We start from the raw sequence: 21956 nt of genomic DNA, 5'->3' as shown, positions 1-21956 counted from the left end.
GTTGCCTGCGATAGAGGTGGATGTTGCTCGTCTGAGGTTCGCGATCACCACGCGGTACGGCTTCGCCGTACGACGACGTGTGGCAGCGACCTCGGTGGACGAGCCTTCCTCAAGCGCTCCGCTTCGCCGCGTGGTGTTCGCGTATGACGCCCCCGAACATCACGACCGTGAAGGACTCCTCATGAGCGCATCCCTGACCTGTTCGGCTCTCTCGTTCGCCTGGCCGGACGGTACGCCCGTCTTCGACGGGCTGTCGCTCGGCTTCCCGCCGGGACGCACCGGGCTGGCCGGGGCCAACGGCTCCGGCAAGTCGACCCTGCTCCGGCTGCTCGCGGGACGGCTGAGACCCTCGGCCGGCTCGGTCGGCGTCCGCGGCAGCCTCGCCTACCTTCCGCAGACCATCACCCTCGACACCGCCCAGCACGTCGACGAGGCACTCGGCATCGCCGACCGGCGCAGGGCACTGGCCGCGATCGAGAGCGGCGACGTACGGGAGGAGCACTTCGAGACGGTCGGCGACGACTGGGACGTCGAAGAACGCGCCCTCGCCATGCTCGGCTCGCTCGGCCTCGACGGCATCGGCCTCGACCGTACGGTGGGGGAGGTCTCCGGCGGCGAGGCCGTCCTGCTGCGCCTCGCCGCGCTGCTCCTGGAGCGCCCCGACATCCTCCTGCTGGACGAGCCGACCAACAACCTCGACCTGCACGCCCGCAGGCGGCTGTACGACGCCGTCGACGCCTGGCACACCGGCATCCTGGTCGTGGTCAGCCACGACCGTGAGCTGCTCGAACGCGTCGACCGCATCGCCGAGCTCCGGGCCGGCGCGGTGTCCTGGTACGGCGGCGGCTGGTCGGCGTACGAGGAGGGCGTGGCGATCGAACAGGAGGCGGCCGGACGGATGCTGCGCGCCGCGGAGGCGGACGTACGCCGGCAGAAGCGGGAGCTGGAGGAGACCCAGATCAAGCTCGCCCGGCGCCGGCGGAACAGCCGGAAGATGGACCTCGAACGGCGGGCGCCCAAGATCATCGCCGGCGCCAAGAAGCGGTCCGCGCAGGAGTCGGCGGGCAAGCTGCGCAACCTCCACGAGGACCGGCTCGGTGAGGCGCGCGACCGGCTCGAAGAGGCGGCGGACGCCGTACGCGACGACGACGAGATCCGCGTGAGCCTCCCGCACACCGCCGTGCCCGCCGGGCGCACCGTGCTCAGCCTGCGCGGCGTACGGCCCGGGTACGGGCGGCTGCGCGAGGCCGACCTGGAGGTGCGTGGGCCCGAGCGGATCGCTCTCGTCGGGCGCAACGGCGCCGGGAAGACCTCCCTCCTGCGCACCCTCACCGGAGAGCTGCCGCCGCTGGCCGGTGAGGCGAGGACGTACGTGCCGTGGCGGTTCCTCCCGCAGCGTCTCGACGTGCTGGACGACGACCTGAGCGTCGCCGCGAACGTCGCCCGCCGGGCGCCGGGGGTGACCGACAACCACATCCGCGCCCAGCTCGCCCGCTTCCTGTTCAAGGGGGCGCGGGCGGAACAGCCGGCCGGCACTCTCTCCGGCGGCGAGCGCTTCCGCGCCGCGCTCGCGGCCATGATGCTCGCCGAACCGGCGCCCCAGCTGCTGCTGCTCGACGAGCCCACCAACAACCTCGACGTGCCCAGCGTCCGGCAGCTCACCGGCGCGCTCGCGTCGTACGAGGGTGCGCTCGTCGTCGCGAGTCACGACCTGCCGTTCCTGGAGTCGGCCGGCATCACGCGCTGGCTGGTGCTGGACGAGGAACTGCGGGAGACCACCCTGGAGGAGCTCGCCGCATGGGACTGACGGGACCGGGACCCGCCGATCGGGGGCGGACGCCGTTGGAAGAACGCCTGCGGGAGGTGATGGCGGCGCCGTTGGCGCGCATCGTCGCCCCCGACCGGCGAGTACGGCCGCCCGGCACGGTGGTGGACCGGTGGAAGGTGCCGGAAGAGGACCGGTCCGCCCTCGCGGAATGGGGCCTGCCGACGGATCTGGTCATGAGGCCGGAGTTCCAGCACGCGACCGAGCCGCTGCTGGTTCCGAACGTGGCGGGAGAGCACGAGCGCCGGCTGATCGCCGGCGATCAACGGCTGTACCACCTCGGGTGGTGGGGCGCCCACGATCGGACTCCGAAGATGGGAGCGGTCGCCGGCGACGGGCGGGTGCTGGCCGTCCGGGACGCCCCGGTGACGGCCGCCGACGTCCATCCCGATCTACGCCGCGTCTACGCGGACCTGTACCAGCCGGCGGTCGCGTTCCTCAACTCCTCGATCGCGCGACTCGTCGAGCTGGCATGGCGGTGGCGCTCCGCGGTCGCGATCCTCCGGGAGCTCCACCTCCAGGAACCCCACTACTCACGGCCGGAAGAAGAGCACGACGCCCACCTCACCCGGGTCGAGGCGGGTGAACGGATCGTGCTCGCGCGGGCGGCGGAGATCGACCCGGCGATCGATCCCGATGACCCCCGGGCGCTCTGGGTGGCGCTCATCACCGATCCCGGGTGCTAACCGGCCGGGACGACGTTCACGCTGCCCGAGTCGGTGCGCAGTGACAGCCGGGCCGGGGCGACGGGGGCCGTGGGCACACCGATGTGCCGGCCGCCCGAGTCGGTGTGCGCGTCCACGCTGTACGGGCCGCCGGGGACGGCCAGGCGCAGCGCGCCGGAGTCGTCGGTCATCCGGACGTTCTTCGGCGCCGAGGCGAACGTCAGGTCGATGGAGCCGGAGTCGCTGGAGGCGGTCGCGTCGGTCGAGCGGAGCTCCGTCGCGCGGATCGCCCCCGAGTCCGTGCTCGCCTGGACGGCGCCGCCGACGTCCTGCAGCGTCACCTCGCCCGAGTCGGAGCGGGCGCTCACGTCGCCCGTGACGTGCCGCACGGTCACCGAGCCGGAGTCGGACTTCGCGTCCACGGTCTTCACGCCGTTGACGTTCACCCGGCCGCTGTCCGTATGGGCGCTCACACTGACCGAGGCGGGGACGACCAGGTCATAGTCGATCCGGCACCGCGAGCAGCCGGCGGTGAAGGTCAGCGTCCCGTTGGTCACCTGCTGGCCGGGGTGGGGAGCCCCGTTCTGGTAGTGCACCACGCGGTGGACCGTCACGCCGTCCCCAGCGCCGCGCGTCACGACCACGTGCCCGCGGTTCGCGTCGACCCGCACGCTCGTGACCCCGGTGACGTGCGTGTCGTTCATGGTCGTGGTGTGCCGGTAGTCGGCGAAGTGCACGCCGACGCCGCATCCCGACGCGGTCAGTGCGGTGAGGGCGACGACCGCCACGCTACGGCTGTTCACGGCTGAGACTCCTCGAAGCTCGGTTCGAGGAGAACGCTACGGGACGGCCGGGGCCGCTCCCATGCGGCTGGCACGCCGGGTGAAGGTGGGGCTAACCCCCCATGGCCGGGCCGCGGCCGGGGCGCTCCAGCACGACGCAGAGGACGGGCAGTACGAGGAGCAGGGCGGCGGCCGGCCTGCGGCCCCACGACGCGTACGGAGGCGGAGGCGCGGGCGGCCGGACGGCGGCCCTGCGGAGCACGACGTCGGCGAGCGGGGCGGGGAGCCGGCCGAGACCCGTCCTCCGGCCGGCCGAGCGTGGCCGGCAGCCGGGCGGGCGTCGGCCGCTGGGCGGGGTCCTTGCGGAGACCGGCGGCGAAGAGGTCGCGCGGTACGGGGCGGCGACGGCGGACAGATCCGGCTCCTCGTGAAAGGTGCGGTGGAGCAGGGTCGGCACGTCGCCGACGCCGAAGGGTCCGGCGGCCGTCGCCGCGAAGCACGGCACGGCCGCGTACCAGGTCGAGCACGGGCGGATAGGCGATGGTCGGCCAGGGAACCGGGTCGGCCGTGACGACCGGAGCGGTGAACGCGCCGCTGACCGTCCCGCGCCGCCTCGACGTCCCCGCGGAACCGCTCACGGAATCCGGCCCCGGCCAGGGTCGAGCAGGCCCAGGACTCGTCGGTCAGGACCGCCGCCCAGGCTAGTCCGGCGGACGGGTACCGCGACAGCGGGTACCGGGCGGCCACCTTGCCCTCGGCGGCCAGGGCCGGACGGACGACCTTGATGGCGACCGGCCGGCCGTCCGGCGACGTGCCGAGGAGGACCTGCCCCATGCGGCCTTCGCCCAGCCGGGCGATCACCTGGTGGCCTCCGACGTCGCGGGGATCGGTCGGGTGCGGTGACTGCACGTCGGGCCGGGAAGGTGGTGCTCGAAGGGCAGCAGGTGACCGGCCCGCCGGCCGGAATGGCCATTGGTTCCATCGGTGGCTCCGGCTGGGGGAGGGCGAACAGGTCCTGCGCCGCAGCGAGGGGTCCGGGCCGGTCGCGCCGGGGCGGCGGCTCGGGCACGTCCGGGAGGGTCAGGTCGGCGAGGGGCCGCGCGTGCCGGGCGGCCTCGGCGGGCGGGCGGATCTCCTCCGGCCGGTCACGGGGCGCGGTACGGACGCCGGGGCTTCGGCTCGGCTCCTCTTCGACGGGGAACTCGCCGAGGCCGTAGCGACGCGCGAGGCCGGTGGACCGCCAGTACGCGTACCGCCTTTCACCACTTCCCGCACCCGCCTCGCGGCCTGGACCGGCTGAGGCGGCGATGGGTCAGGAGGGCGGGCGCTGGTGGTCTTCGTCCGGGTCCGCGGTGGGGAGGGCGGCCGTCTCGTCGGAGGCGTCCTGCGCGGGTGCGCTGCCGGTGTCGTCCAGGTCGCTCTTGGCGGAGGACTCCCAGTTGGTCATGTCCTTCAGCCGGTCGAAGCCGCGCCGGATGCTCTCCCAGCTCTCGTCGGCCAGCGGAGTGCCGACGTCGGACGAGGAGTCGAACGGGGAGTCGTCGCTGAGCGGGTCGGGCTCCGCGCCGCGGAGGTCCTGGTACGCGGACGTGGGATGGCCGTTGGTCTCGGCGGGGTCGCGGGGCGGCGGCTCGAAGGGCTCGAACGGTCTGGCCGGCGGCGGAGTCCCCGGCGCCGGTGGCTCGGCCGGTGGAGTCTCCCGCGCCTCCGGCTCACCCGGCTCCGGCCGGTCCGAGGCGCCGGTCGGCGAGGAGGTCTCGGCGGGCAGCCGGTCCCAGGCTTCGGTGGGCGACGAGGGATCGGCGGGCAGCCGATCCCAGGACTCGGTGGGGGACGACGGCTCAGGAGGCAGCCGGTCCCAGGACTCGGTGGGGGACGACGACTCGGGAGGCAGCCGGTCCCAGGATTCAGTGGGGGACGACGGCTCAGGAGACAGACGGTCCCAGGATTCAGTGGGGGACGACGGCTCAGGAGACAGACGGTCCCAGGACTCGGTGGGCGATGACGAGTCGGCGGGCGGCAGGTCCCACGAGCGGTCCGCCGGGGGCGGCTCGTCCCAGGAGCGCTCCGCGGGGGACAGCCGGTCCCAGGACGGCGCCGGCGTCTCCGGATGCTCCCCCGCGGGCGGCCGCTCGTCACGGCCGGGCGGCGATGTCTCGGGCCGGTCCCAGGCGGTGCCGTTGGGCGAGGGGTCCCAGGAACCGGCCGACTCGTGGCGGTCCCAGGGGGTGACCGGCGGTGATGCTTCGGAGGGTGCGGGGTCCCAGTGGGGCGCGTCGTCGGCGGGTGAGCTCGGATGACGGTCCCAGGGGGTGACCGGGGGCGATGCCTCGGAGGGTGCGGAGTCCCAGTGGGGCGCGTCGTCGGCGGGTGAGCTCGGATGACGGTCCCAGGGGGTGACCGGGGGCGATGCCTCGGAGGGTGCGGAGTCCCAGTGGGGCGCGTCGTCGGCGGGTGAGCTCGGACGGCGGTCCCAGGGCGTCACCGGCGGCGAGGCTTCGGGCGGTCCCGCGTCCCAGCGGAGCTCCTCTTCCGCGGCCGGCTCCGGGCGGCGCTCCCACGGGGACAGGCCCGACGACCGGCCCGTACGCGACGGCGGCGGCGACGGCCGGCGTTCCCACGACGCGGGGGCCGATGAGGCGTGCGCGGCCACCGGCATGGGGGACGGCTCCGGCTCCTCCGGCTCGACCGTGGCCTTCTCCCGGGCGATCCGCCGCCGTCGCTGCCGCCAGCCGAGGATCAGGCTGAGCAGGATCAGGGTGCCGCCACCGCTCAGGACGGCGATCAGCATCAGGTCGGGGTCGCTGTGCTCGGACGCCGTCGGTGCCGGCCGGGCCGCCGCCGGCGGCGTGTGCACAGACGTGCCATCGTGCTCGGCCTTGTTGATCCGGGCGGCCGTGCGCAGCGCGCCGTACGCGTCGGCGACGCCCGTGCCGATCTCGTTGCTGCGCCCGTCGGGCGGCCGGTGGGTGGCGCCCTCCTCCAGGGCCTGCTTGACCTCCTGCGCCGTGAGGTTCGGGTAACGCGCCTTGACGAGCGCGCTCATGCCCGCCACGAAGGCGGCCGACGAACTCGTGCCGGTGCCGAGGATGTAGCCGTGCCCGGCGGCGTCGGCGCTGACGATCTCCACGCCGGGGGCGGCGACCGAGATGTAGGTGTGCCGGTTGGTGAACTTGGCCGCCTTGAACGCGCGGTCGGTCGCGCCGACGGCGATCACTCCGGGGTAGGCGGCGGGGTAGTTGCGCCGGTTGGCGCCGTCGCCGTCGTTGCCCGCGGACGCGACGAGCACGGTGCCCTTGCCGAGGGCGTACTTGATCGCCGCCTCCTCGGCGGCGTTGCCGTTATAGAACAGGTTGCCGCCGCCGAGCGACATGCTGATGACCTGCGCGCCGTGGTCGGCGGCGTAGCGGATGCCCTTCGCGACGGCGTCGCGCGCCCGGTTGACCTGGGCGTGGTCGTTGCGGATCGGGTCGTTCAGCTCCCAGGTCACCCGGATCGACAGGATCTTGGCGTCGGGCGCCACGCCCATGACTCCCGCCGTGGCGCCGGCGCCGTGACCGTGCCCGGCGATGAGGCTCGCCATCTCGGTGCCGTGCCGGCCCCAGTAGCGGCCGCCCGGCTTGCGCCCGTGGCCGGTGAAGTCGGGGCCGTCGATGACGCGTCCGGCCAGGTCGGCCTGGTGGCCGTCGACGCCGGTGTCGAGCACCGCGACGGTCACGCCGTTGCCGCGGGAGTACCTCCACGCGCGGGAGATGTGCAGCGCGTCGAGAGTCCACTGCTGGCCACGGTAGAGGTCGGCCGGCGCGGCGGCCGGGCGGGTGGGCGCGGAAGGAGAGGCCGACTGTGCGGCGGGAACGGACAGCACGCCGACCGCGATGCTGACCAGCACTGCCGAGGCCACGCGGGGGAGGGCGCGGCGAACTTCGGACAAGTGCACCGGTTCCCTCCCGGCGGTCGACAGCGAGCGTAATTCTGCCACGGCGTGAGGTCGGATGCTCACGCGATTGAGTGTGACCTACGGTGATCGGGGGGAATATGGTCGAAATCCCGAGAGATGTGTACGGTGCACCTTGTACGCGTTCCGGGCCTGTGATCCCGATGGCCGCGCGCGGCGTCGTCCGCGCACCCCTTCCCTGGCGGCCATCCGGACTGCCGGCCCGGATTCGTCTGCGGCGACTGCGCCGCCGGGCGTAGGCGCGGAGCCGCCCGCCGTACGACGCGCGAGGCCGTGCCGCCGGGCCACCATCCCCTCATGAACACCATGACGCTGACCGCGTACGGTCCCTGGCACGACGGCCACGCACACGGATGGTGGCCGGTCTTCCCGATCGGGTTCGCCGTGTTCTGGCTCCTGGTCCTCGGCGGCGGGTTCTACCTGCTGTCCAAGCGCGCGAAGTGGAGCCGAGGGGGCGCCGAGCGCGTACTCGCCGACCGTTACGCGCGCGGCGAGATCGACGAGGAGGAGTACCGCGAGCGCCTGGGCGTGCTGCGCTCCTAGAAATCTGTCACTCGTCGGGTCGCCGAGCCGACTCGAGCTCCGGCTCGGCCCCCAGCCCGACGGCCTCCAGGCCGCCCGCGTTCGTGGGGAAGTTCGCGGCGGCCTCGGCGAAGCGGCCGAGCAGGTGTGCGAACATACGCCGATCCTCCTCGGACCAGTCGGCGACGAGCTGGGCGATGAAGCGCCGCCGGAACTCATCGGTCAGCGCCCTGACCCGGTCGCCGGCCTCGGTGAGCCGCAGGTGCGCGCGGCGTGCGTCGACCGGGGACGAGGTGCGCGAGACGAACCCGGCGTCGGTCGCGTGCCCGACGAGCCGGCTGGCGGTCGACGGGTCGATGTCGAGGAAGTCCGCGACCGCGCCCACGGTGACATCGCCGTTCCCGGCGCCGCCCTGGCCCGCGATCGCGTGGATGACCAGGAGACTGGACAGCTGGATCGGCCGCCCGCCGTGCCCGCACCGCTCGCGCAGACGCTGGAGAAACTGTGGCTTGGCCCAGAGCCGGCGGAGCTGGAACGCCGCCCGCTCGATCTCCGCGACACTCGCGTCGATGTGCGGATTCACAAGGTCACAGTAGTTGAGTCGGAGGAATATGACGCTCGTCCGGTTTCGGCCGTTCTAGTGCTTTTCATCTCATCCCCACCAGAAGGCCGTCGCGATGATCCCGTACAGGACGATCAACGTCGCGCCCTCCAGCCAGTTCGACTCGCCGTCGAGCACCACCAGCACGGTGATCACTACCGCCATGATCAGCACGGCGATGAGCAGCGGCGACAGCACCAGTGTGAACGACGCGCCGACGATCGGCGAGAGCAGCACGAGGGCGGGGGCGACGACCAGGGCGATCTGCAGCGGACTCTGCAGGATCACCGACAGGGCGTAGTCGGACTGGTTCTTCAGGGCGAGCTGGATGCCCACGACGTTCTCGACGGCGTTGCCGGCGATCGCCACGATCACCAGGCCGGCGAACGCCTCGGAGATGCCGAGCGAGGAGATCGCCGGCTGTAGCGCGGCCACGAACCAGTCGGAGACGAAGGCCGCGCCCACACCGGTGATCGCCAGCATCGCCAGCGCCAGGCCGAGCGGCCAGGAACGGTGCTTCGCCTCTTCGCCGCCGGACGGGGCCGCCGCCGAGGAGGGCTCGGGCTGCTCGGCGCTCTTCTGCCGCTTGATCGAGGACGGCAGTGACGCCACGAACAGGCAGAGCAACAGGACCGACACGACGATCGACAGGTCCCGCTCGTGCAGCGCGGCGCGCGTCGCGTGCGAGCCGAGCGCCGCCGTGAGCGAGGGCACGAGGAGGGCGGCCACCGAGAGCGCCAGGAGCATCGACAGCGTGCGGGCGGCGTCGTTGCCGAACTTCTGCCGTCCGTGCTTGATGCCGCCGAACAGGAACGCCAGGCCGAGCACCAGCAGGACGTTCGCCAGGATCGACCCGACGATCGTCGCGGTCGCCACGCCGTAGAGCTTGTCCCGCAACGCGAACAGCACGACGAACAGCTCCGGCAGGTTTCCGAGCGCGCTCTGCACCACGCCGGTGGCGCCCGAACCGAGCCGGTCGCCCAGCGCCTCGACGCTGCGGCCGACCAGACTGGCCAGCAGTGCCAGAGCGATCGCCGCGATCACGAACGGCGCGATGTCCCCGCCGAGCCCGGCGTAGTGGGTGACGCCGGCCCCGGCCGCCACCACGATCGTGGCGATGATCAAGCGCCAGTCAGAGCGCGTGAAAACCATGCCATGATCATGCCTTATCCGGACCAGCCGCTTTGAAGGTTTCGTTACCTTCAAAGTGTCGTATCTCGGCCGAAGGCGGGACGGATCAGTCGGCCACAGTGAGGCGTACGTGGGCTCCCGGGGGCAGACCCAGGCGCTGGGCGGCGTCGCCGGCGTTGACCGCGAGGGCCACCCGGCCGGCCGCGTCGGTGTAGGCCACGAGCTCGCCCGGCGGCACGGATCCGAACGTCTCTCCGTACGCCATGCGCAAGGAGTGCCGGCCCAGTGTGACCGTGAGGGCACCGCCGCGCCGCGCGCCGATCGCGTCCAGGTCCGTACGGGTCAGGGAGAGCTGCACGTTGCCGAACCGGTCGACCGTGACCACCTCGCCCTCGGCCGTGCCGTCGCGCACCGCGCGGGCAGGCGGCGGCAGCCGTACGAGACCGGCCGGGTCGATCTCCCGCCCGACCGCCGCGACGTCGCGGCCCGCGGCGATGTGGGCCGCCACGGGGGCGAAGATGTCGCGGCCGTGGAAGGTCGCCGAGACCGGCTCCAGCCACAGCTCGCTCTCGGTCAGCTCCCACGCGCGCAGGTCAGCGCCGGCAGCCGCCCAGGACAGCACGCCGTTGTCCGGGCCGACGAAGACGCGGTCACCGGCCGCGACCGCGACCGCGCGCCGCCGGGTGCCCACGCCCGGGTCGACGACGGCGACGTGCACGCCGACCGGCAGGTACGGGACCGTCTGCGCCATGATCGCGGCGCCGCGCCGTACGTCTCCGGGCGGGACGAGGTGGGTGATGTCGATGATGCGAGCGTGCGGGCAGATGCCGACGATGACCCCGTGACATGCGGCGACGAAGCCGTCTTCCAGTCCGTAGTCGGTCAGTAGCGATACGCAGTGATCCGGCGTCACAGTTCAGGCTACGACAGCGTCCATCCGTGAGAACAGCGCGAACATGTCACTGAGCACGCGTAGCATGACAGCCCCCCGAACCCGTACAGAGGGGACCTGATGCAACCGGCGGACGCCCGGGGCAGCGGCCCTGAGAAAAACCCTGACGACAACGGCCCCGAACGCGACGGTGACGGCGGTCTGACCGACCGTGACCTGAAGATCCTCGCCTTCGAGCGGCAGTGGTGGCAGCACGCGGGCGCCAAGGAGCAGGCGATCCGCGAGCACTTCGGCATGTCCTCCACCCGCTACTACCAGCTCCTCGGCGGGCTCCTCGACCGTCCCGAGGCGCTCGAACACGACCCCATGCTCGTGAAGCGGCTGCGGAGGCAGCGGTCGCAGCGCCAGCGCCAGCGGGCGGCGCGCCGCCTCGGCATCCGCACCTGAGGCAGACTCCTCGCCGTCCGTCGTGGCGGGCCGTGCGTACGCCGCCGCTCCGCTACCGCCGGGCGAACACCGCGGCGCGGCACCGGCCGCCCAGCGGCGATGTCGGTACGCTGGGCGACCCATGAACGTTGAGTCCCGTACGGCCGAAGGTGCCGAAGCCCTGTCCGTGATCAAGGCGCGGCCCGGCAAGACGCTGGCCGCCTTCGACTTCGACGGCACGCTCGCGCCGATCGTCGACGACCCCGACTCCGCCCGGGCCCAGGACGGAGCCATCGCGGCGCTCGCCGAGCTCGCGCGCCATGTCGGCAAGGTCGCGATCATCACCGGGCGTCCGGCCGCGACCGCGGTCGAGAAGGGCGGCCTGTCCGGCGTCGAGGGGATCGTGGTCCTCGGCCAGTACGGCCGCGAGCGCTGGGAGGACGACGTCCTCCGGTCGCCGGAGCCGCCGCCGGGCGTCGAGGAGGCGCGGCGGAAGCTGCCCCGCCTCATCGAGACGGCCCCGGAGGGCGTCGCCATCGAGGACAAGGGCCACGCGCTGGCCGTGCACACCCGCCGCGCGGCCGAGCCGGAGGTCGCCCTCGAACGCCTCCGGAGCATCGTCGCCGCGCTCGCCGAGCGCACCGGTCTGGTGGTGGAGCCCGGACGGTTCGTCCTCGAGCTTCGCCCGCCGGGCATGGACAAGGGCGCCGCGCTGCGCGCGCTCGCCGCCGAGCTGGGCAGCGCCGCCGTCCTCTACGCCGGAGACGATCTCGGTGACCTGGCCGCCTACGACGCGGTCGAGGCGCTGCGCGAGGAGGGCGTGCCGGGGATCAAGGTGTGCAGCGGGTCCGACGAGGTGACCGCGCTGGCCGACCGCGCCGACATCGTGGTCGACGGCCCGCCCGGCGTCGTCCGGTTGCTCGATTCCCTCACGAACGAATTGTTCTGACAGTGGGCTTCCTGCAGAACCGGTAGCATCCCCGGCGATCAACTCCTTTTCGCGGCGGAATGAGCCTTCTGTCGCACCCGAAGTGAAAGGTGAGACGGATGGCCGTTCGCAAGGAGACCATCAAGCAGCAGGCGAACGAGATGGCCGCCCAGGCACTTCAGCCCGGCGAGCCGATCATCAGTGGCGTCTACGCCATCACGGGCCCGAGCCCGTGGCTGATGAACCAGCTCGGCCTGCTCGGTCAGTTCTTCATCGACTATTACTACGTCGCCGTGACGCCGCAGCAGATCATCTTCGTGAAGATGAACCGCATCTCGAACCGGCCGAAGGAGATCGCCTTCACCGCGCCGCTGCAGAGCGTCCGGATCTCGAACTACAACCGCGCCGCCCTGTGGAGCTCGTTCCACTACCAGACGCCCGCCGCGCAGAAGCCGCTGCGCCTGAACGTCCACCGCATCTGGCGGCAGGAGCTCGACGCGCTGATCGGTGCGTTCGGCGTGCCGGTGGCGTGAGTACGGAGAGCCGAATCGAGCGCCCGGCGGCGAGACCGCCGGGCGCTCTTTCGTCGCCGGAGACGGGCGCCGGGCGGTCGCTCAGTCCTCGTCGTCGGCGAGGATGCCGTACAGGCGCCGCCGCGCGTCGTTGATGACCTCCAGCGCGCGTGCCTTCTGGTCTTCGCTGCCCGCGTGCATGACCTGGCGGATCGCCATCATGAGCCGGCCCATCGCGTCATGGAAGTGCGTGGCCGCCTCGCCGGCGTCCTCGGTGATCTCGGCCCAGGGCGGCGTCCGCTGCGACTCCGCCTCGGTGCGCCCGGACGCGGCGAGCGAGAACAGCCGCTTGCCCGAGGACTGCTCGCCGCTGATCAGCCCCTCGTCCTCGAGCAGCTGAAGCGTGGGGTAGACCGAACCCGGGCTCGGCCGCCACAGCCCGCCGGTGCGGCTCTCCAGCTCTTGGATCATCTCGTAGCCGTGCATGGGCCGCTCGGCCAGCAGCGCCAGGATCGCCGCGCGGACGTTGCCGCGCTTCGTCCGGCGCCCGCCGCGGCCGCCCCGTCCCCGAGGTCCGAAGCCGGGACCCCAGCCGCCGAACGCGGCGCGCTCCTCACGGTGCATCGATCGTCTGCGCATGTCTCTCTCCCGGCCGAGCTATTACCGATATATCGTACGCGATCCGGAGAGGCCGGCCGGCCGGGGGAGCGCCGGCATTTGATCAGCCCTTCGTCTGGATGCTGTCGAGGATGGTCCGGGTGATGTCCGGCGGCCCGGTCAGCTTCACCCGGACCCACAGCGCGAACCGGCCGCCGGAGTCGCGCAGCCCGACCTCGTTGACCGTGATGGAGTCGCCGCAGGTCCATGGGGTGATACGGCCGCTCAGCGAGCCGTGGCGGTACGCCCGGGAGGTGCCGCGCGTGCACTTGGCGGAGTGGTCGCCGAGGCCCGCGGGCGGGAGCCTGACGTTCAGGTCGTGGGTCAGCCCGGCGAACACGCCGGGGACCCGCGCGTCGTCCCGTACGAACTGGGCGTAGTCCGGTGTCGCGCGCAGCGCGGGCGCGGTCGCGCCGTCGCTGACCTGTACGGGCCAGTGGCTGTGGTCCCGCTGCAGCTTCCAGGACGGCGGCACGCGGAGGCTCAGCCGCCCGGTCGTGTCGGTGACCGGCACCAGGCCGTCATCGGTCGTCGTCTGGTCCTTGCCGGCGGACTGGGTGGCCTTGACGCCGGTGAGCCTGGCGATGCCGTACGCGCCGCCTCCGCAGCCCACGAGGACCGCCGCGAGGCCGGCGGCGACCAGCACCCGGCCGCGCGTGGTGTCGCCGGTACGCACCTCGCCGGCGGGCGCGGCGTCCGGCTCCGGCCGGTAAACCGGCAGGTCCACCCGCGTCGCGTCCACCGAACTCTCCACGTAGGGCCGTGGGTTCTGCGCCGTCCGCTCGTACGGCGGCGGCACCCGGACGGTGCCGTCGCCGGGCGGGGGTCCATGGCCACCGGGGCGGAACGACGGGTCGGCGGTCGTCGGGTCGGCCACGGTGTGGTCGAACCCCGGTCCGCCGGAGACCGTGGGGTCGCGCACCGTCGAGTCGTCGTCGAAGCCGGCCGGGGCGCGGTCGCCATACGCCGGGCCGGGCGCGCGGTGCCGGCCGGACACCTGCGAGAGCGGCCCGGCGAGCGCGGCGGCGAACGCCTCCGCGGTGGGCCAGCGGCGCTCGCGGTCGGCCTCCAGTGCCCGCATCACGATCTCGTCGACGGCCGGCGGCACGCCCGGCCGGAGCGCGCTCGGCGGCGCCGCCACCGGCGCCGTGCCCGGCGCGCGGCCGGTGAGGAGGTGATAGGTCAGCGCGCCCAGGCCGTACACGTCGGCGCGGACGTCGAGGCCGCCGCCGAACCGCGCCTGCTCGGGCGACATGTACCCCGGAGTGCCGACCGGAAGGGTGAACGCGCCCGAGGCGTGCGCGAGCGCCTTGGCGAGGCCGAGGTCGGCGATCAGCAGCCGCTCACCGCCGTCCGTGGTCGACTGGAACAGCACGTTCGACGGTTTCAGGTCGCGGTGGATGACGCCGAGCCGGTTGATGACCTCGACGCCCCGCGCGACCTCCGTGGCCAGCCGGAGCGCCTCGGCCACCGGCAGGTCGCGGTCGCGCATCCGGTCCGCGAGGGTGCCGAGGTCGGCGTAGGACATGACGAAGTAGGGGCGCCCGTCGGCGAGTTCGCCGATGTCGTGCACGCGCACGAGCCGTTCAGAGTCGGCACGGCGCAGTATCTTGGCCTCCTCCAGGAAGCGGCTGCGTACGTCGAGGTCGTCGATGAGTCCGCCGGCCAGCACCTTCACCGCGACCTGGGCATCGAGAACCTCGTCGTGGGCGAGCCACACGGAGGCGAAGGCTCCCGATCCCAGAACACGATCGATTCGGTAACGGCCGACGGCCGAAGGCATGGACACCCCCGTATCATGCCCAATGCGGGGCGATGCTGAGGGCGAGGACGGGTCATGGCGTACGACGAGCGGACCGAAGAACTGGCGAAGCGGGCCGCCGGGGGTGATCGGGCGGCTCTCGAGGCACTGCTGCGGGTGATCGAGCCGGACGTGCTGCGGCACTGCTCGCGGTTCCTCCCGTGCCGGCAGGACGCCGAGGAGGCCTGCCAGGACGCGTTGATGCAGGTCGCCCGCAACATCAACCGCTTCGAGGGCCGGTCGCGGTTCACGACGTGGCTGCACGTCGTGGTGGCCAACTCCGCGCGTTCGACCTACCGGTCGCTCAAGCGCCGCTCGATGGAACAGGCCGGTGAGCTGCCCGACCAGCGGCCGGACCCGCACCGGACGAGCGTCATCGCCGGCTCGCGCGTGGACATCCTCGACGCGATGGAGGACCTGGAGCGCCGCAAGCCGGACCTCATCGAGGCGCTGGTGCTGCGCGACGTGTCGCAGCTGGAGTACACCGAGATCGCCACGCAGCTCAACCTGCCGCTGGGCACGGTGAAGTCGCGCATCCACGAGGCACGCAAGCAGGTCCGCCAGAGTCTCGGCGACGGTTACAACTGATGCCGGGCCCGGTCCCGGCCGTCGCCCATCTGCGGCGCGCCCGCGACCTGATCGACCGGCGGTTCGCCGAGCCGCTCGACCTCGACGCCATGGCCCGCGCGGCCGGATTCTCCCGCTTCCACTTCGCGCGCGCCTTCCGCGCGGCGTACGGGGAGACGCCGCGCGCCTACCTCACCCGGCGTCGCGTCGAACGCGCCCAGGACCTCCTGCGTGCCGCGAACCTCACGGTCACCGAGATCTGCCACCTGGTGGGCTTCTCCAGCCTGGGCTCCTTCAGCGCGCGGTTCTCCGAGCTCGTCGGCGTCCCGCCCACGGAGTACCGGCGGCGGCACGTGGAGCGCGGCGCGCGGCCGCCGATCCCCGGATGTTTCCTCATGGCCTGGTCCCGGCCGCTGCCGGGCGGAGCAATCGCGGAGAAGCCGCCGGTCACCGGCCACTCGTAGGCTCGTCGGAAACCGCCACTGACGAGGGGAAATGCCGATGATCAGCCAGATGTCCCACATGACGATCTTTGTCCTTGACCAGGAGCGGGCCCGGGAGTTCTACACCGAGAAGCTGGGCTTCGAGGTGCGCGCCGACATCACGATGGGCGGGGAGTTCGACGGCGCGGGTCAGGGCTTCCGCTGGCTCACCGTCGGTCCGCCGGACCAGCCGGACTTCGAGGTCATCCTGGCCGACTGCTCCATGGGCCATGACGAAGGCACCGCCGAGCAGATCCGTGAGCTGGTCGCCAAGGGCGCGCTCAGCACGGGAGTGATGGACACGCCCGACTGCCGCAAGGCGTACGAGGAGCTGTCCGCACGCGGGGTGGTGTTCCTGCAGGAGCCGGCCGAACGGCCGTACGGGATCGAGGCCGTGCTGCGCGACGACTCGGGCAACTGGTTCAGTCTGACGCAGCGGACGCGGTGACCGCGCGCGGCGTACGGCCGGCGCCGGGCCTCAGCCGAGAGCGGCGAGCTGGTCGGCGAACCAGCGCTGGGGCGGCAGGGCGGTCGCGACGGTGGCGAGGCGCTTGCGGCGTTCGGCGCGTTCGTCGGCCGGCATCAGCAGGGCCCGGTGCAGCGCCTCCGCGGTCTGCGACACGTCGAAGGGGTTCACCATGATGGCGTCGTCGGACATCTCGTCGGCGGCGCCCGCCTGGTCCGACAGCACGAGGGCGCAGCCGTTCTTCGACAGCGTCGGGCCCTCCTTGGCGACGAGGTTCATGCCGTCGCGGATCGGGTTCACCAGCAGCACGTCGGCCAGGCCGTACGCCGCGAGCGAGCGAGGGTAGTCGTCGTTGACCTGCAGAATCAGCGGGTCCCACGTGCCGTCGCCGAACTCGTCGGAGATCTCGGCGGCGATCCGCTGCACGGCGGCGGTGTACTCCCGGTACTCCGGCAGGTCGTGTCGCGACGGGTAGGCGAACGCCAGGTGCACCACCCGGCCGTGCCACTCGGGGTGCTTGGCGAGCAGCTCGCGGTACGCGGCCAGGCCGCGCACGATGTTCTTGGACAGCTCGGTGCGGTCGATGCGCACGATCAGCCGCCGGTCGCCGACCTGCTCGCGCAGCGCGGCGGCGCGGGCGGTCACGTCCGGCTCGGCGGCGCGGGCCCGCAGGGCGTCGCCGTCGACGCCGAGGCCGTGCACGCCGACGCGGGTGACGTGACCCTGGTGGGTGACCGTACGGGCCGCACGGTCGACGTCGGCGCCGAGGATCTCCGCGCAGCAGTCGAGGAACGCCTCGGCCCAGCGCCGGGTCTGGAACCCGGCGTGGTCGGCGCCGAGAATGCCCTCGAGCACCTGGTTCCCGATGTCGTCCGGCAGCAGCCGGTAGTACTCCGGCGGCGCCCACGGCGTGTGCGAGAAGTGTGTGATCTTGACGTCGGGCCGGCGTTCGCGCAGGAGCGTGGGCACGAGTGTCAGGTGGTAGTCCTGCACGGCGACCTTCGAGCCCGGTGCGGCGTCCTGGGCGAGGGCGTCGGCGAAGGCCGCGTTGTAGGCCTCGTAGGACTGCCAGTCGCGGCGTGACCGCGCGTCGAAGAGCGGTTTGTTCGGGGTGTCGTACAGCATGTGGTGCACGAACCACAGCGTGGAGTTGGCGACCGCGTTGTAGGCACGGTGGAAGGTGCCCGCCGGGATGTCCAGCATGCGGACGGCGCCGATGCCGGGGACGTCCAGCCGGCCCTCGGTGGCGCGTCGCGCCGCGGTACGGTCGGCGTCGGACAGCGTGGCGCAGACCCACAGGATGTCGCCGTCCAGCTCGGCCAGCGCGGAGACGAGCCCGCCGCCGCCGCGTCGCATCGAGAGTGCGCCGTCGTCGGCGAGGGAGAAGGAGACCGGACCACGGTTGGACGCGACGAGCACCTGCGTGTCAGCCATGGGGGGAGAGTAACCGGCGGCCGTCGTCCGCAATCGCCGAAGGTCGGCCTCTGTCCGTTTCGTGACCATACGGATGCTCGCCGTGGCGTGAGATGTGTCTCTGCGTCTCGCGCGCTGAGACCGCGGGCTGGCCAAAGAACCGGTCAGTCACGTATACAGTTCCTGATACAACTCAATACAGCTCATCCAGAGGGGTGGAGGGACCGGCCCGTCGAAGCCCCGGCAACCCTCCCGGACACGCGGTCCAGTGCGGCGCAGCCGCGCCGCAACTCGCCGATCAGATGCGAGGCCGCCCGGGACAGGTGCCAACTCCGGCTCGTGACCAAGGTGGCACGAGAAAGATGAGGAGAGAGGCCTCGCTCCATGTCGCAGACCGCCGTCCGAAACCTCGGCCCCGCGACCGCACTTGCGTGCCGCGAATGCGGTGAATCCTACGATCTCGGCCCACGCTACGCCTGTGAGCAGTGTTTCGGCCCCCTGGAAGTCACCTACGACTACTCCCGCGTGAGCCGGGAGCGCATCGAGGCGGGCCCGCGCAACATCTGGCGCTACCGCGACCTGCTCCCGGTGCCGTCGAACGTCGCCGACACCCCGAACACCGAGCCGGGCTTCACCCGCCTGGTCCGCGCCGACAACCTCGCCGAGGCGCTCGGCGTCCGCACGCTGTGGGTGAAGGACGACAGCGGCAACCCCACCCACTCGTTCAAGGACCGCGTCGTCGGGGTCGCCCTCGCCGCCGCCCGCGAGCTGGGCTTCAAGGTGCTGGCCTGCCCGTCCACCGGCAACCTCGCCAACGCGGTGGCCGCCGCGGCGGCGCGCGCGGGCATCCGCAGCGCGGTGTTCGTCCCGTCCAACCTGGAGCAGCAGAAGATCGTCACGACCGCGGTGTACGGCGGCACGTTCGTCACCGTGGACGGCAACTACGACGACGTCAACCGGCTCGCCTCCGAGATCGCCGGCGAGCAGGAAGACTGGGCGTTCGTCAACGTCAACGTGCGGCCCTACTACGCCGAGGGCTCCAAGACGATCGGGTACGAGGTGGCCGAGCAGCTCGGCTGGCGGCTGCCCGACCAGATCGTCGTCCCGATCGCCTCCGGCTCGCAGCTCACCAAGATCGACAAGGCGTTCCAGGAGCTCATCAAGCTGGGCCTCGTCGAGGACAAGCCGTACAAGGTCTTCGGCGCCCAGGCGACCGGCTGCTCGCCGGTGGCGGCGGCCTTCAAGGCCGGGCACGACGTCGTACGGCCGGTCAAGCCCGACACCATCGCCAAGTCGCTCGCGATCGGCAACCCGGCCGACGGCCCGTACGTCCTGGACGCCGTCCGGCGCACCGGCGGGGCCATCGAGGACGTCTCCGACGACGAGGTGGTGGACAGCATCGCGCTGCTCGCCCGCACCGAGGGCATCTTCGGCGAGACCGCCGGAGGCGTCACGCTGGGCTCCCTGCGCAAGCTGCTGGCCTCGGGCGCGCTCGACCCGGGCGCCGAGACCGTGTTCATCAACTCCGGTGACGGCCTGAAGACCCTCGACGCGGTGGCGCCGATCGCCAAGCCCTCCGCGAACATCGCTCCCACCTTCGACGCTTTCCGAAAGGCAGGCCTGGTATGAGCTCGATCAGCGTGCGTATCCCGACGATCCTTCGGAACTACACCGGTGGTGAGTCCGAGGTGACCGCGTCCGGGACGACGGTGCGTGAGGTCGTGGCGGATCTGGAGGCCAGTTTCTCCGGTATCGCCGCCCGTATCCTTGACGAAAACGGCAAAATTCGTCGTTTTGTCAACGTCTACGTCGGCGAAGAGGATGTCCGATTCGCCGACGGCCTCGACACCGCCACCCCTGATGGCACGCAGGTCTCGATCATCCCTGCCGTCGCCGGCGGTTAGGCGGACGCTCGCGTCAGGGCATTTTTTACTAGCCCGTGCCGAAGTTCCCATTTCTATAAACTCACATTGACCAGGATCGGCCGTCCGTTCATCTTGGGTAAAGGGTGTTCCACGGACCGTAGCCGTGTGTATGGTCGGCGATGGTCATCGCGGCGCACCCGTGCTGGCCGTCGGGTTCCGCGCCTCCGGCGGGCTCGAGTCGGTAGCCGTGGGAATGACCACGGGAATTGCCCTGGTGGGAGTTGTTAGGAATGGCACAAGGCACCGTCAAGTGGTTCAACGCGGACAAAGGCTACGGCTTCATCGCGGTCGACGGTGGCAGGGACGTGTTCGTGCACTATTCGGCCATCCTTGCTGATGGTTACCGCAGCCTCGAGCAGGGGCAGCGGGTCGAGTTCGAGATCACGCAGAGTGACCGGGGTCCGCAGGCGGAGTCGGTGCGCCCGCTCTGATCCGTATAGCTCGGTCCAAGGCCCGGCGCCTGGTGCGCCGGGCCTTGACGTGTCGCTGACCAGGTAGGACGGGGTACGGCTTGCACTCTCCTGGGTAGAGTGCTAAACACGACATTGGCACTCGGCCATTGAGAGTGCCAGCCTTGAATAAGCGATCGAGGCGACGAGGCCTCACACCCGGCGGCGGCATGGAAGCCGCCGGACAGGTCGTCCGTCGCGGGCGTCGACTCGATCCAGTGATAGCCACCCTGTTCCGGGAGGATCTGGAGCCTATGGCTGCAAAGATGATCGCGTTCGATGAGGACGCGCGGCGCGGCCTCGAGCGCGGCATGAACCAGCTCGCCGACGCCGTCAAGGTCACCCTCGGTCCCAAGGGCCGCAACGTCGTTCTGGAGAAGAAGTGGGGCGCCCCCACGATCACCAACGACGGTGTATCGATCGCCAAGGAGATCGAGCTCGAGGACCCGTGGGAGAAGATCGGCGCCGAGCTGGTCAAGGAGGTCGCGAAGAAGACCGACGACGTCGCGGGTGACGGCACCACCACGGCCACCGTGCTGGCCCAGGCGCTGGTCCGTGAGGGCCTGCGCAACGTCGCCGCCGGCGCCAACCCGATGTCGCTGAAGCGGGGTATCGAGTCCGCGGTCGAGCGGGTGAGCGAAGAGCTCTCCAAGATCGCCAAGGACGTGGAGACCAAGGAGCAGATCGCCTCCACGGCCTCCATCTCCGCCGGTGACACCTCGATCGGCGAGATGATCGCCGAGGCGATGGACAAGGTCGGCAAGGAAGGCGTGATCACGGTCGAGGAGAGCCAGACCTTCGGTCTGGAGCTCGAGCTGACCGAGGGCATGCGCTTCGACAAGGGCTACGTGTCGCACTACTTCGTGACCGACCCGGAGCGCATGGAGGCCGTCTTCGACGACCCCTACATCCTCATCGCCAGCTCGAAGATCTCGGCCAACAAGGACCTCGTTCCGGTCCTCGAGCAGGTCATGCAGAGCGGCAAGCCGCTCGTCATCATCGCCGAGGACGTCGAGGGCGAGGCCCTGGCCACCCTGGTCGTCAACAAGATCCGCGGTGTCTTCAAGTCCGTCGCCGTCAAGGCCCCGGGCTTCGGTGACCGCCGCAAGGCCATGCTGCAGGACATCGCGATCCTGACCGGTGGCCAGGTCGTCTCCGAGGACATCGGCCTCAAGCTCGAGAACACCACGCTGGACATGCTCGGCCAGGCCAAGCGCGTCGTGGTGACCAAGGACGAGACCACCATCGTCGACGGTGCGGGCAACCCGGACGACATCGCCGGTCGCGTCAACGAGATCCGCGTCGAGATCGACAACAGCGACTCGGACTACGACCGCGAGAAGCTCCAGGAGCGCCTCGCCAAGCTCGCCGGCGGCGTCGCCGTCATCAAGGCGGGCGCGGCCACCGAGGTGGAGCTCAAGGAGCGCAAGCACCGCATCGAGGACGCCGTCCGCAACGCCAAGGCCGCGGTCGAGGAGGGCATCGTCCCCGGTGGCGGCGTCGCGCTGCTGCAGGCGGGCACGGGCGCGTTCGACAAGATCGAGCTTGAGGGTGACGAGGCCACCGGTGCCTCCATCGTCAAGCGCGCGCTGGAGGAGCCCCTCAAGCAGATCGCCGTCAACGCCGGCCTCGAGGGCGGCGTCGTGGCCGAGCGGGTGCGCTCGCTCGAGCCGGGCCAGGGCCTCAACGCCGCGTCCGGTGAGTACGTCAACATGTTCGAGGCCGGGATCATCGACCCGGCCAAGGTGACGCGTTCGGCGCTGCAGAACGCCGCGTCCATCGCGGCGCTGTTCCTGACGACCGAGGCCGTCGTCGCCGAAAAGCCCGAGAAGGAGAAGGCTCCGGCCGCTCCCGACGCGGGTGGCATGGACTTCTGAGTCCGACAACGTCAGGGGCGGTCCTCGGTGCTGGGGCCGCCCCTTTCGTTATGCCTCTTTTCAGGCGAAACGAATACCGT

At 71.5% G+C, this 21956-nt stretch carries 22 protein-coding genes and 1 riboswitch; of the genes, 13 read left to right on the top strand and 9 right to left on the bottom strand.

Annotation, left to right across the window (positions count from 1 at the left end):
* Positions 1 to 181 precede the first annotated feature (181 nt).
* Together QSK37_RS14195 and QSK37_RS14190 are read left to right on the top strand one after the other, a co-directional pair.
* Positions 182 to 1807, top strand: coding sequence for an ABC-F family ATP-binding cassette domain-containing protein (locus QSK37_RS14195; protein WP_285620492.1), 1626 nt, complete (start codon positions 182 to 184; stop codon positions 1805 to 1807).
* The gene (locus QSK37_RS14190; RefSeq protein ID WP_285620490.1) at positions 1798 to 2511 is read left to right on the top strand and encodes an SUKH-4 family immunity protein; all 714 of its coding nucleotides are present in this window, start codon (positions 1798 to 1800) and stop codon (positions 2509 to 2511) included. Before QSK37_RS14195 ends, QSK37_RS14190 begins: the two co-directional genes overlap by 10 nt.
* On the opposite strand, the gene QSK37_RS14185 is transcribed toward QSK37_RS14190, so the two are convergent.
* From QSK37_RS14185 to QSK37_RS14175, 3 genes are all read right to left on the bottom strand, one after another.
* Entirely contained in the window at positions 2508 to 3293 is a 786-nt protein-coding gene (locus QSK37_RS14185; RefSeq protein WP_285620487.1) for a DUF4097 family beta strand repeat-containing protein, read from the bottom strand. The two genes, QSK37_RS14190 and QSK37_RS14185, sit on opposite strands and share 4 nt — an antisense overlap.
* A gap of 91 nt (positions 3294 to 3384) precedes the next feature.
* Positions 3385 to 3777, bottom strand: a complete 393-nt coding sequence (locus tag QSK37_RS14180) for a hypothetical protein (protein ID WP_285620485.1) — start codon at positions 3775 to 3777, stop codon at positions 3385 to 3387.
* An 807-nt stretch (positions 3778 to 4584) separates the two neighbouring features.
* Positions 4585 to 7173, bottom strand: a complete 2589-nt coding sequence (locus QSK37_RS14175; RefSeq protein ID WP_285620482.1) for a S8 family serine peptidase — start codon at positions 7171 to 7173, stop codon at positions 4585 to 4587.
* Positions 7174 to 7524: 351 nt separating this feature from the next.
* Here QSK37_RS14175 and QSK37_RS14170 point away from each other — a divergent pair, with 351 nt between their 5' ends.
* Entirely contained in the window at positions 7525 to 7770 is a 246-nt protein-coding gene (locus QSK37_RS14170) for an SHOCT domain-containing protein (protein WP_285568428.1), read from the top strand.
* A gap of 7 nt (positions 7771 to 7777) precedes the next feature.
* Here QSK37_RS14170 and QSK37_RS14165 read toward each other — a convergent pair whose 3' ends face one another.
* The 3 genes from QSK37_RS14165 to QSK37_RS14155 all read right to left on the bottom strand — a co-directional run bounded on the left by QSK37_RS14165 (position 7778) and on the right by QSK37_RS14155 (position 10394).
* Positions 7778 to 8332 (bottom strand): MarR family winged helix-turn-helix transcriptional regulator, encoded by a 555-nt coding sequence (locus tag QSK37_RS14165; protein ID WP_285620480.1) that lies wholly within the window; start codon positions 8330 to 8332, stop codon positions 7778 to 7780.
* Positions 8333 to 8401: 69 nt separating this feature from the next.
* Positions 8402 to 9502 carry a calcium/proton exchanger gene (gene cax / locus QSK37_RS14160; RefSeq protein WP_285620478.1) on the bottom strand — a complete coding sequence of 367 codons (1101 nt, stop codon included), beginning with the start codon at positions 9500 to 9502 and terminating at the stop codon, positions 8402 to 8404.
* Between the two features lie 85 nt (positions 9503 to 9587).
* Entirely contained in the window at positions 9588 to 10394 is an 807-nt protein-coding gene (locus QSK37_RS14155; protein ID WP_285620475.1) for an SAM hydrolase/SAM-dependent halogenase family protein, read from the bottom strand.
* A 99-nt stretch (positions 10395 to 10493) separates the two neighbouring features.
* Here QSK37_RS14155 and QSK37_RS14150 point away from each other — a divergent pair, with 99 nt between their 5' ends.
* The 3 genes from QSK37_RS14150 to QSK37_RS14140 all read left to right on the top strand — a co-directional run bounded on the left by QSK37_RS14150 (position 10494) and on the right by QSK37_RS14140 (position 12260).
* Positions 10494 to 10820, top strand: coding sequence for a DUF3263 domain-containing protein (locus tag QSK37_RS14150; RefSeq protein WP_285568434.1), 327 nt, complete (start codon positions 10494 to 10496; stop codon positions 10818 to 10820).
* A 121-nt stretch (positions 10821 to 10941) separates the two neighbouring features.
* Complete coding sequence (otsB, locus tag QSK37_RS14145) at positions 10942 to 11748, top strand: trehalose-phosphatase (protein ID WP_285620472.1); 807 nt, start codon at positions 10942 to 10944, stop codon at positions 11746 to 11748.
* A 98-nt stretch (positions 11749 to 11846) separates the two neighbouring features.
* Positions 11847 to 12260 (top strand): hypothetical protein, encoded by a 414-nt coding sequence (locus QSK37_RS14140; RefSeq protein ID WP_285620471.1) that lies wholly within the window; start codon positions 11847 to 11849, stop codon positions 12258 to 12260.
* Positions 12261 to 12341: 81 nt separating this feature from the next.
* Here the strand turns inward: QSK37_RS14140 and QSK37_RS14135 are convergent, their stop codons facing one another.
* Positions 12342 to 12878: a PadR family transcriptional regulator gene (locus tag QSK37_RS14135; RefSeq protein WP_285620468.1), complete on the bottom strand. Its 537-nt coding sequence runs from the start codon at positions 12876 to 12878 to the stop codon at positions 12342 to 12344.
* An 82-nt stretch (positions 12879 to 12960) separates the two neighbouring features.
* A complete protein-coding gene (locus tag QSK37_RS14130; RefSeq protein WP_285621998.1) occupies positions 12961 to 14679 on the bottom strand; it encodes a serine/threonine-protein kinase in 1719 nt (572 codons plus the stop codon).
* 54 nt (positions 14680 to 14733) lie between these two features.
* On the opposite strand from QSK37_RS14130, the gene QSK37_RS14125 reads away from it, so the two are divergent.
* From QSK37_RS14125 to QSK37_RS14115, 3 genes are read left to right on the top strand one after another with little or no spacing between them, the layout of a single operon-like run.
* Complete coding sequence (locus QSK37_RS14125; protein ID WP_285568439.1) at positions 14734 to 15285, top strand: RNA polymerase sigma factor; 552 nt, start codon at positions 14734 to 14736, stop codon at positions 15283 to 15285.
* Entirely contained in the window at positions 15285 to 15728 is a 444-nt protein-coding gene (locus tag QSK37_RS14120; protein ID WP_285620465.1) for a helix-turn-helix domain-containing protein, read from the top strand. Before QSK37_RS14125 ends, QSK37_RS14120 begins: the two co-directional genes overlap by 1 nt.
* A gap of 58 nt (positions 15729 to 15786) precedes the next feature.
* The gene (locus QSK37_RS14115; RefSeq protein WP_285620464.1) at positions 15787 to 16194 is read left to right on the top strand and encodes a VOC family protein; all 408 of its coding nucleotides are present in this window, start codon (positions 15787 to 15789) and stop codon (positions 16192 to 16194) included.
* Positions 16195 to 16224: 30 nt separating this feature from the next.
* On the opposite strand, the gene QSK37_RS14110 is transcribed toward QSK37_RS14115, so the two are convergent.
* Positions 16225 to 17646: an alpha,alpha-trehalose-phosphate synthase (UDP-forming) gene (locus QSK37_RS14110; RefSeq protein WP_285620461.1), complete on the bottom strand. Its 1422-nt coding sequence runs from the start codon at positions 17644 to 17646 to the stop codon at positions 16225 to 16227.
* A 179-nt stretch (positions 17647 to 17825) separates the two neighbouring features.
* Positions 17826 to 17994: riboswitch (SAM riboswitch) on the top strand.
* A gap of 15 nt (positions 17995 to 18009) precedes the next feature.
* On the opposite strand from QSK37_RS14110, the gene thrC reads away from it, so the two are divergent.
* The 4 genes from thrC (at position 18010) to groL (ending at position 21876) form a co-directional block, all read left to right on the top strand.
* Complete coding sequence (gene thrC, locus QSK37_RS14105) at positions 18010 to 19254, top strand: threonine synthase (RefSeq protein ID WP_285620458.1); 1245 nt, start codon at positions 18010 to 18012, stop codon at positions 19252 to 19254.
* Positions 19251 to 19529, top strand: coding sequence for a MoaD/ThiS family protein (locus tag QSK37_RS14100; RefSeq protein WP_285568448.1), 279 nt, complete (start codon positions 19251 to 19253; stop codon positions 19527 to 19529). Before thrC ends, QSK37_RS14100 begins: the two co-directional genes overlap by 4 nt.
* Before the next feature lie 251 nt (positions 19530 to 19780).
* Positions 19781 to 19981 carry a cold-shock protein gene (locus tag QSK37_RS14095; RefSeq protein ID WP_285620455.1) on the top strand — a complete coding sequence of 67 codons (201 nt, stop codon included), beginning with the start codon at positions 19781 to 19783 and terminating at the stop codon, positions 19979 to 19981.
* Between the two features lie 272 nt (positions 19982 to 20253).
* Positions 20254 to 21876 (top strand): chaperonin GroEL, encoded by a 1623-nt coding sequence (gene groL / locus QSK37_RS14090; protein WP_285620452.1) that lies wholly within the window; start codon positions 20254 to 20256, stop codon positions 21874 to 21876.
* The last annotated feature ends 80 nt before the right edge of the window (positions 21877 to 21956 follow it).

The sequence above is a fragment of the Actinoallomurus iriomotensis genome, from assembly GCF_030269445.1.
Lineage (GTDB): Bacteria > Actinomycetota > Actinomycetes > Streptosporangiales > Streptosporangiaceae > Actinoallomurus > Actinoallomurus iriomotensis.
This window is presented reverse-complemented; position numbering and strand designations above follow the sequence as displayed.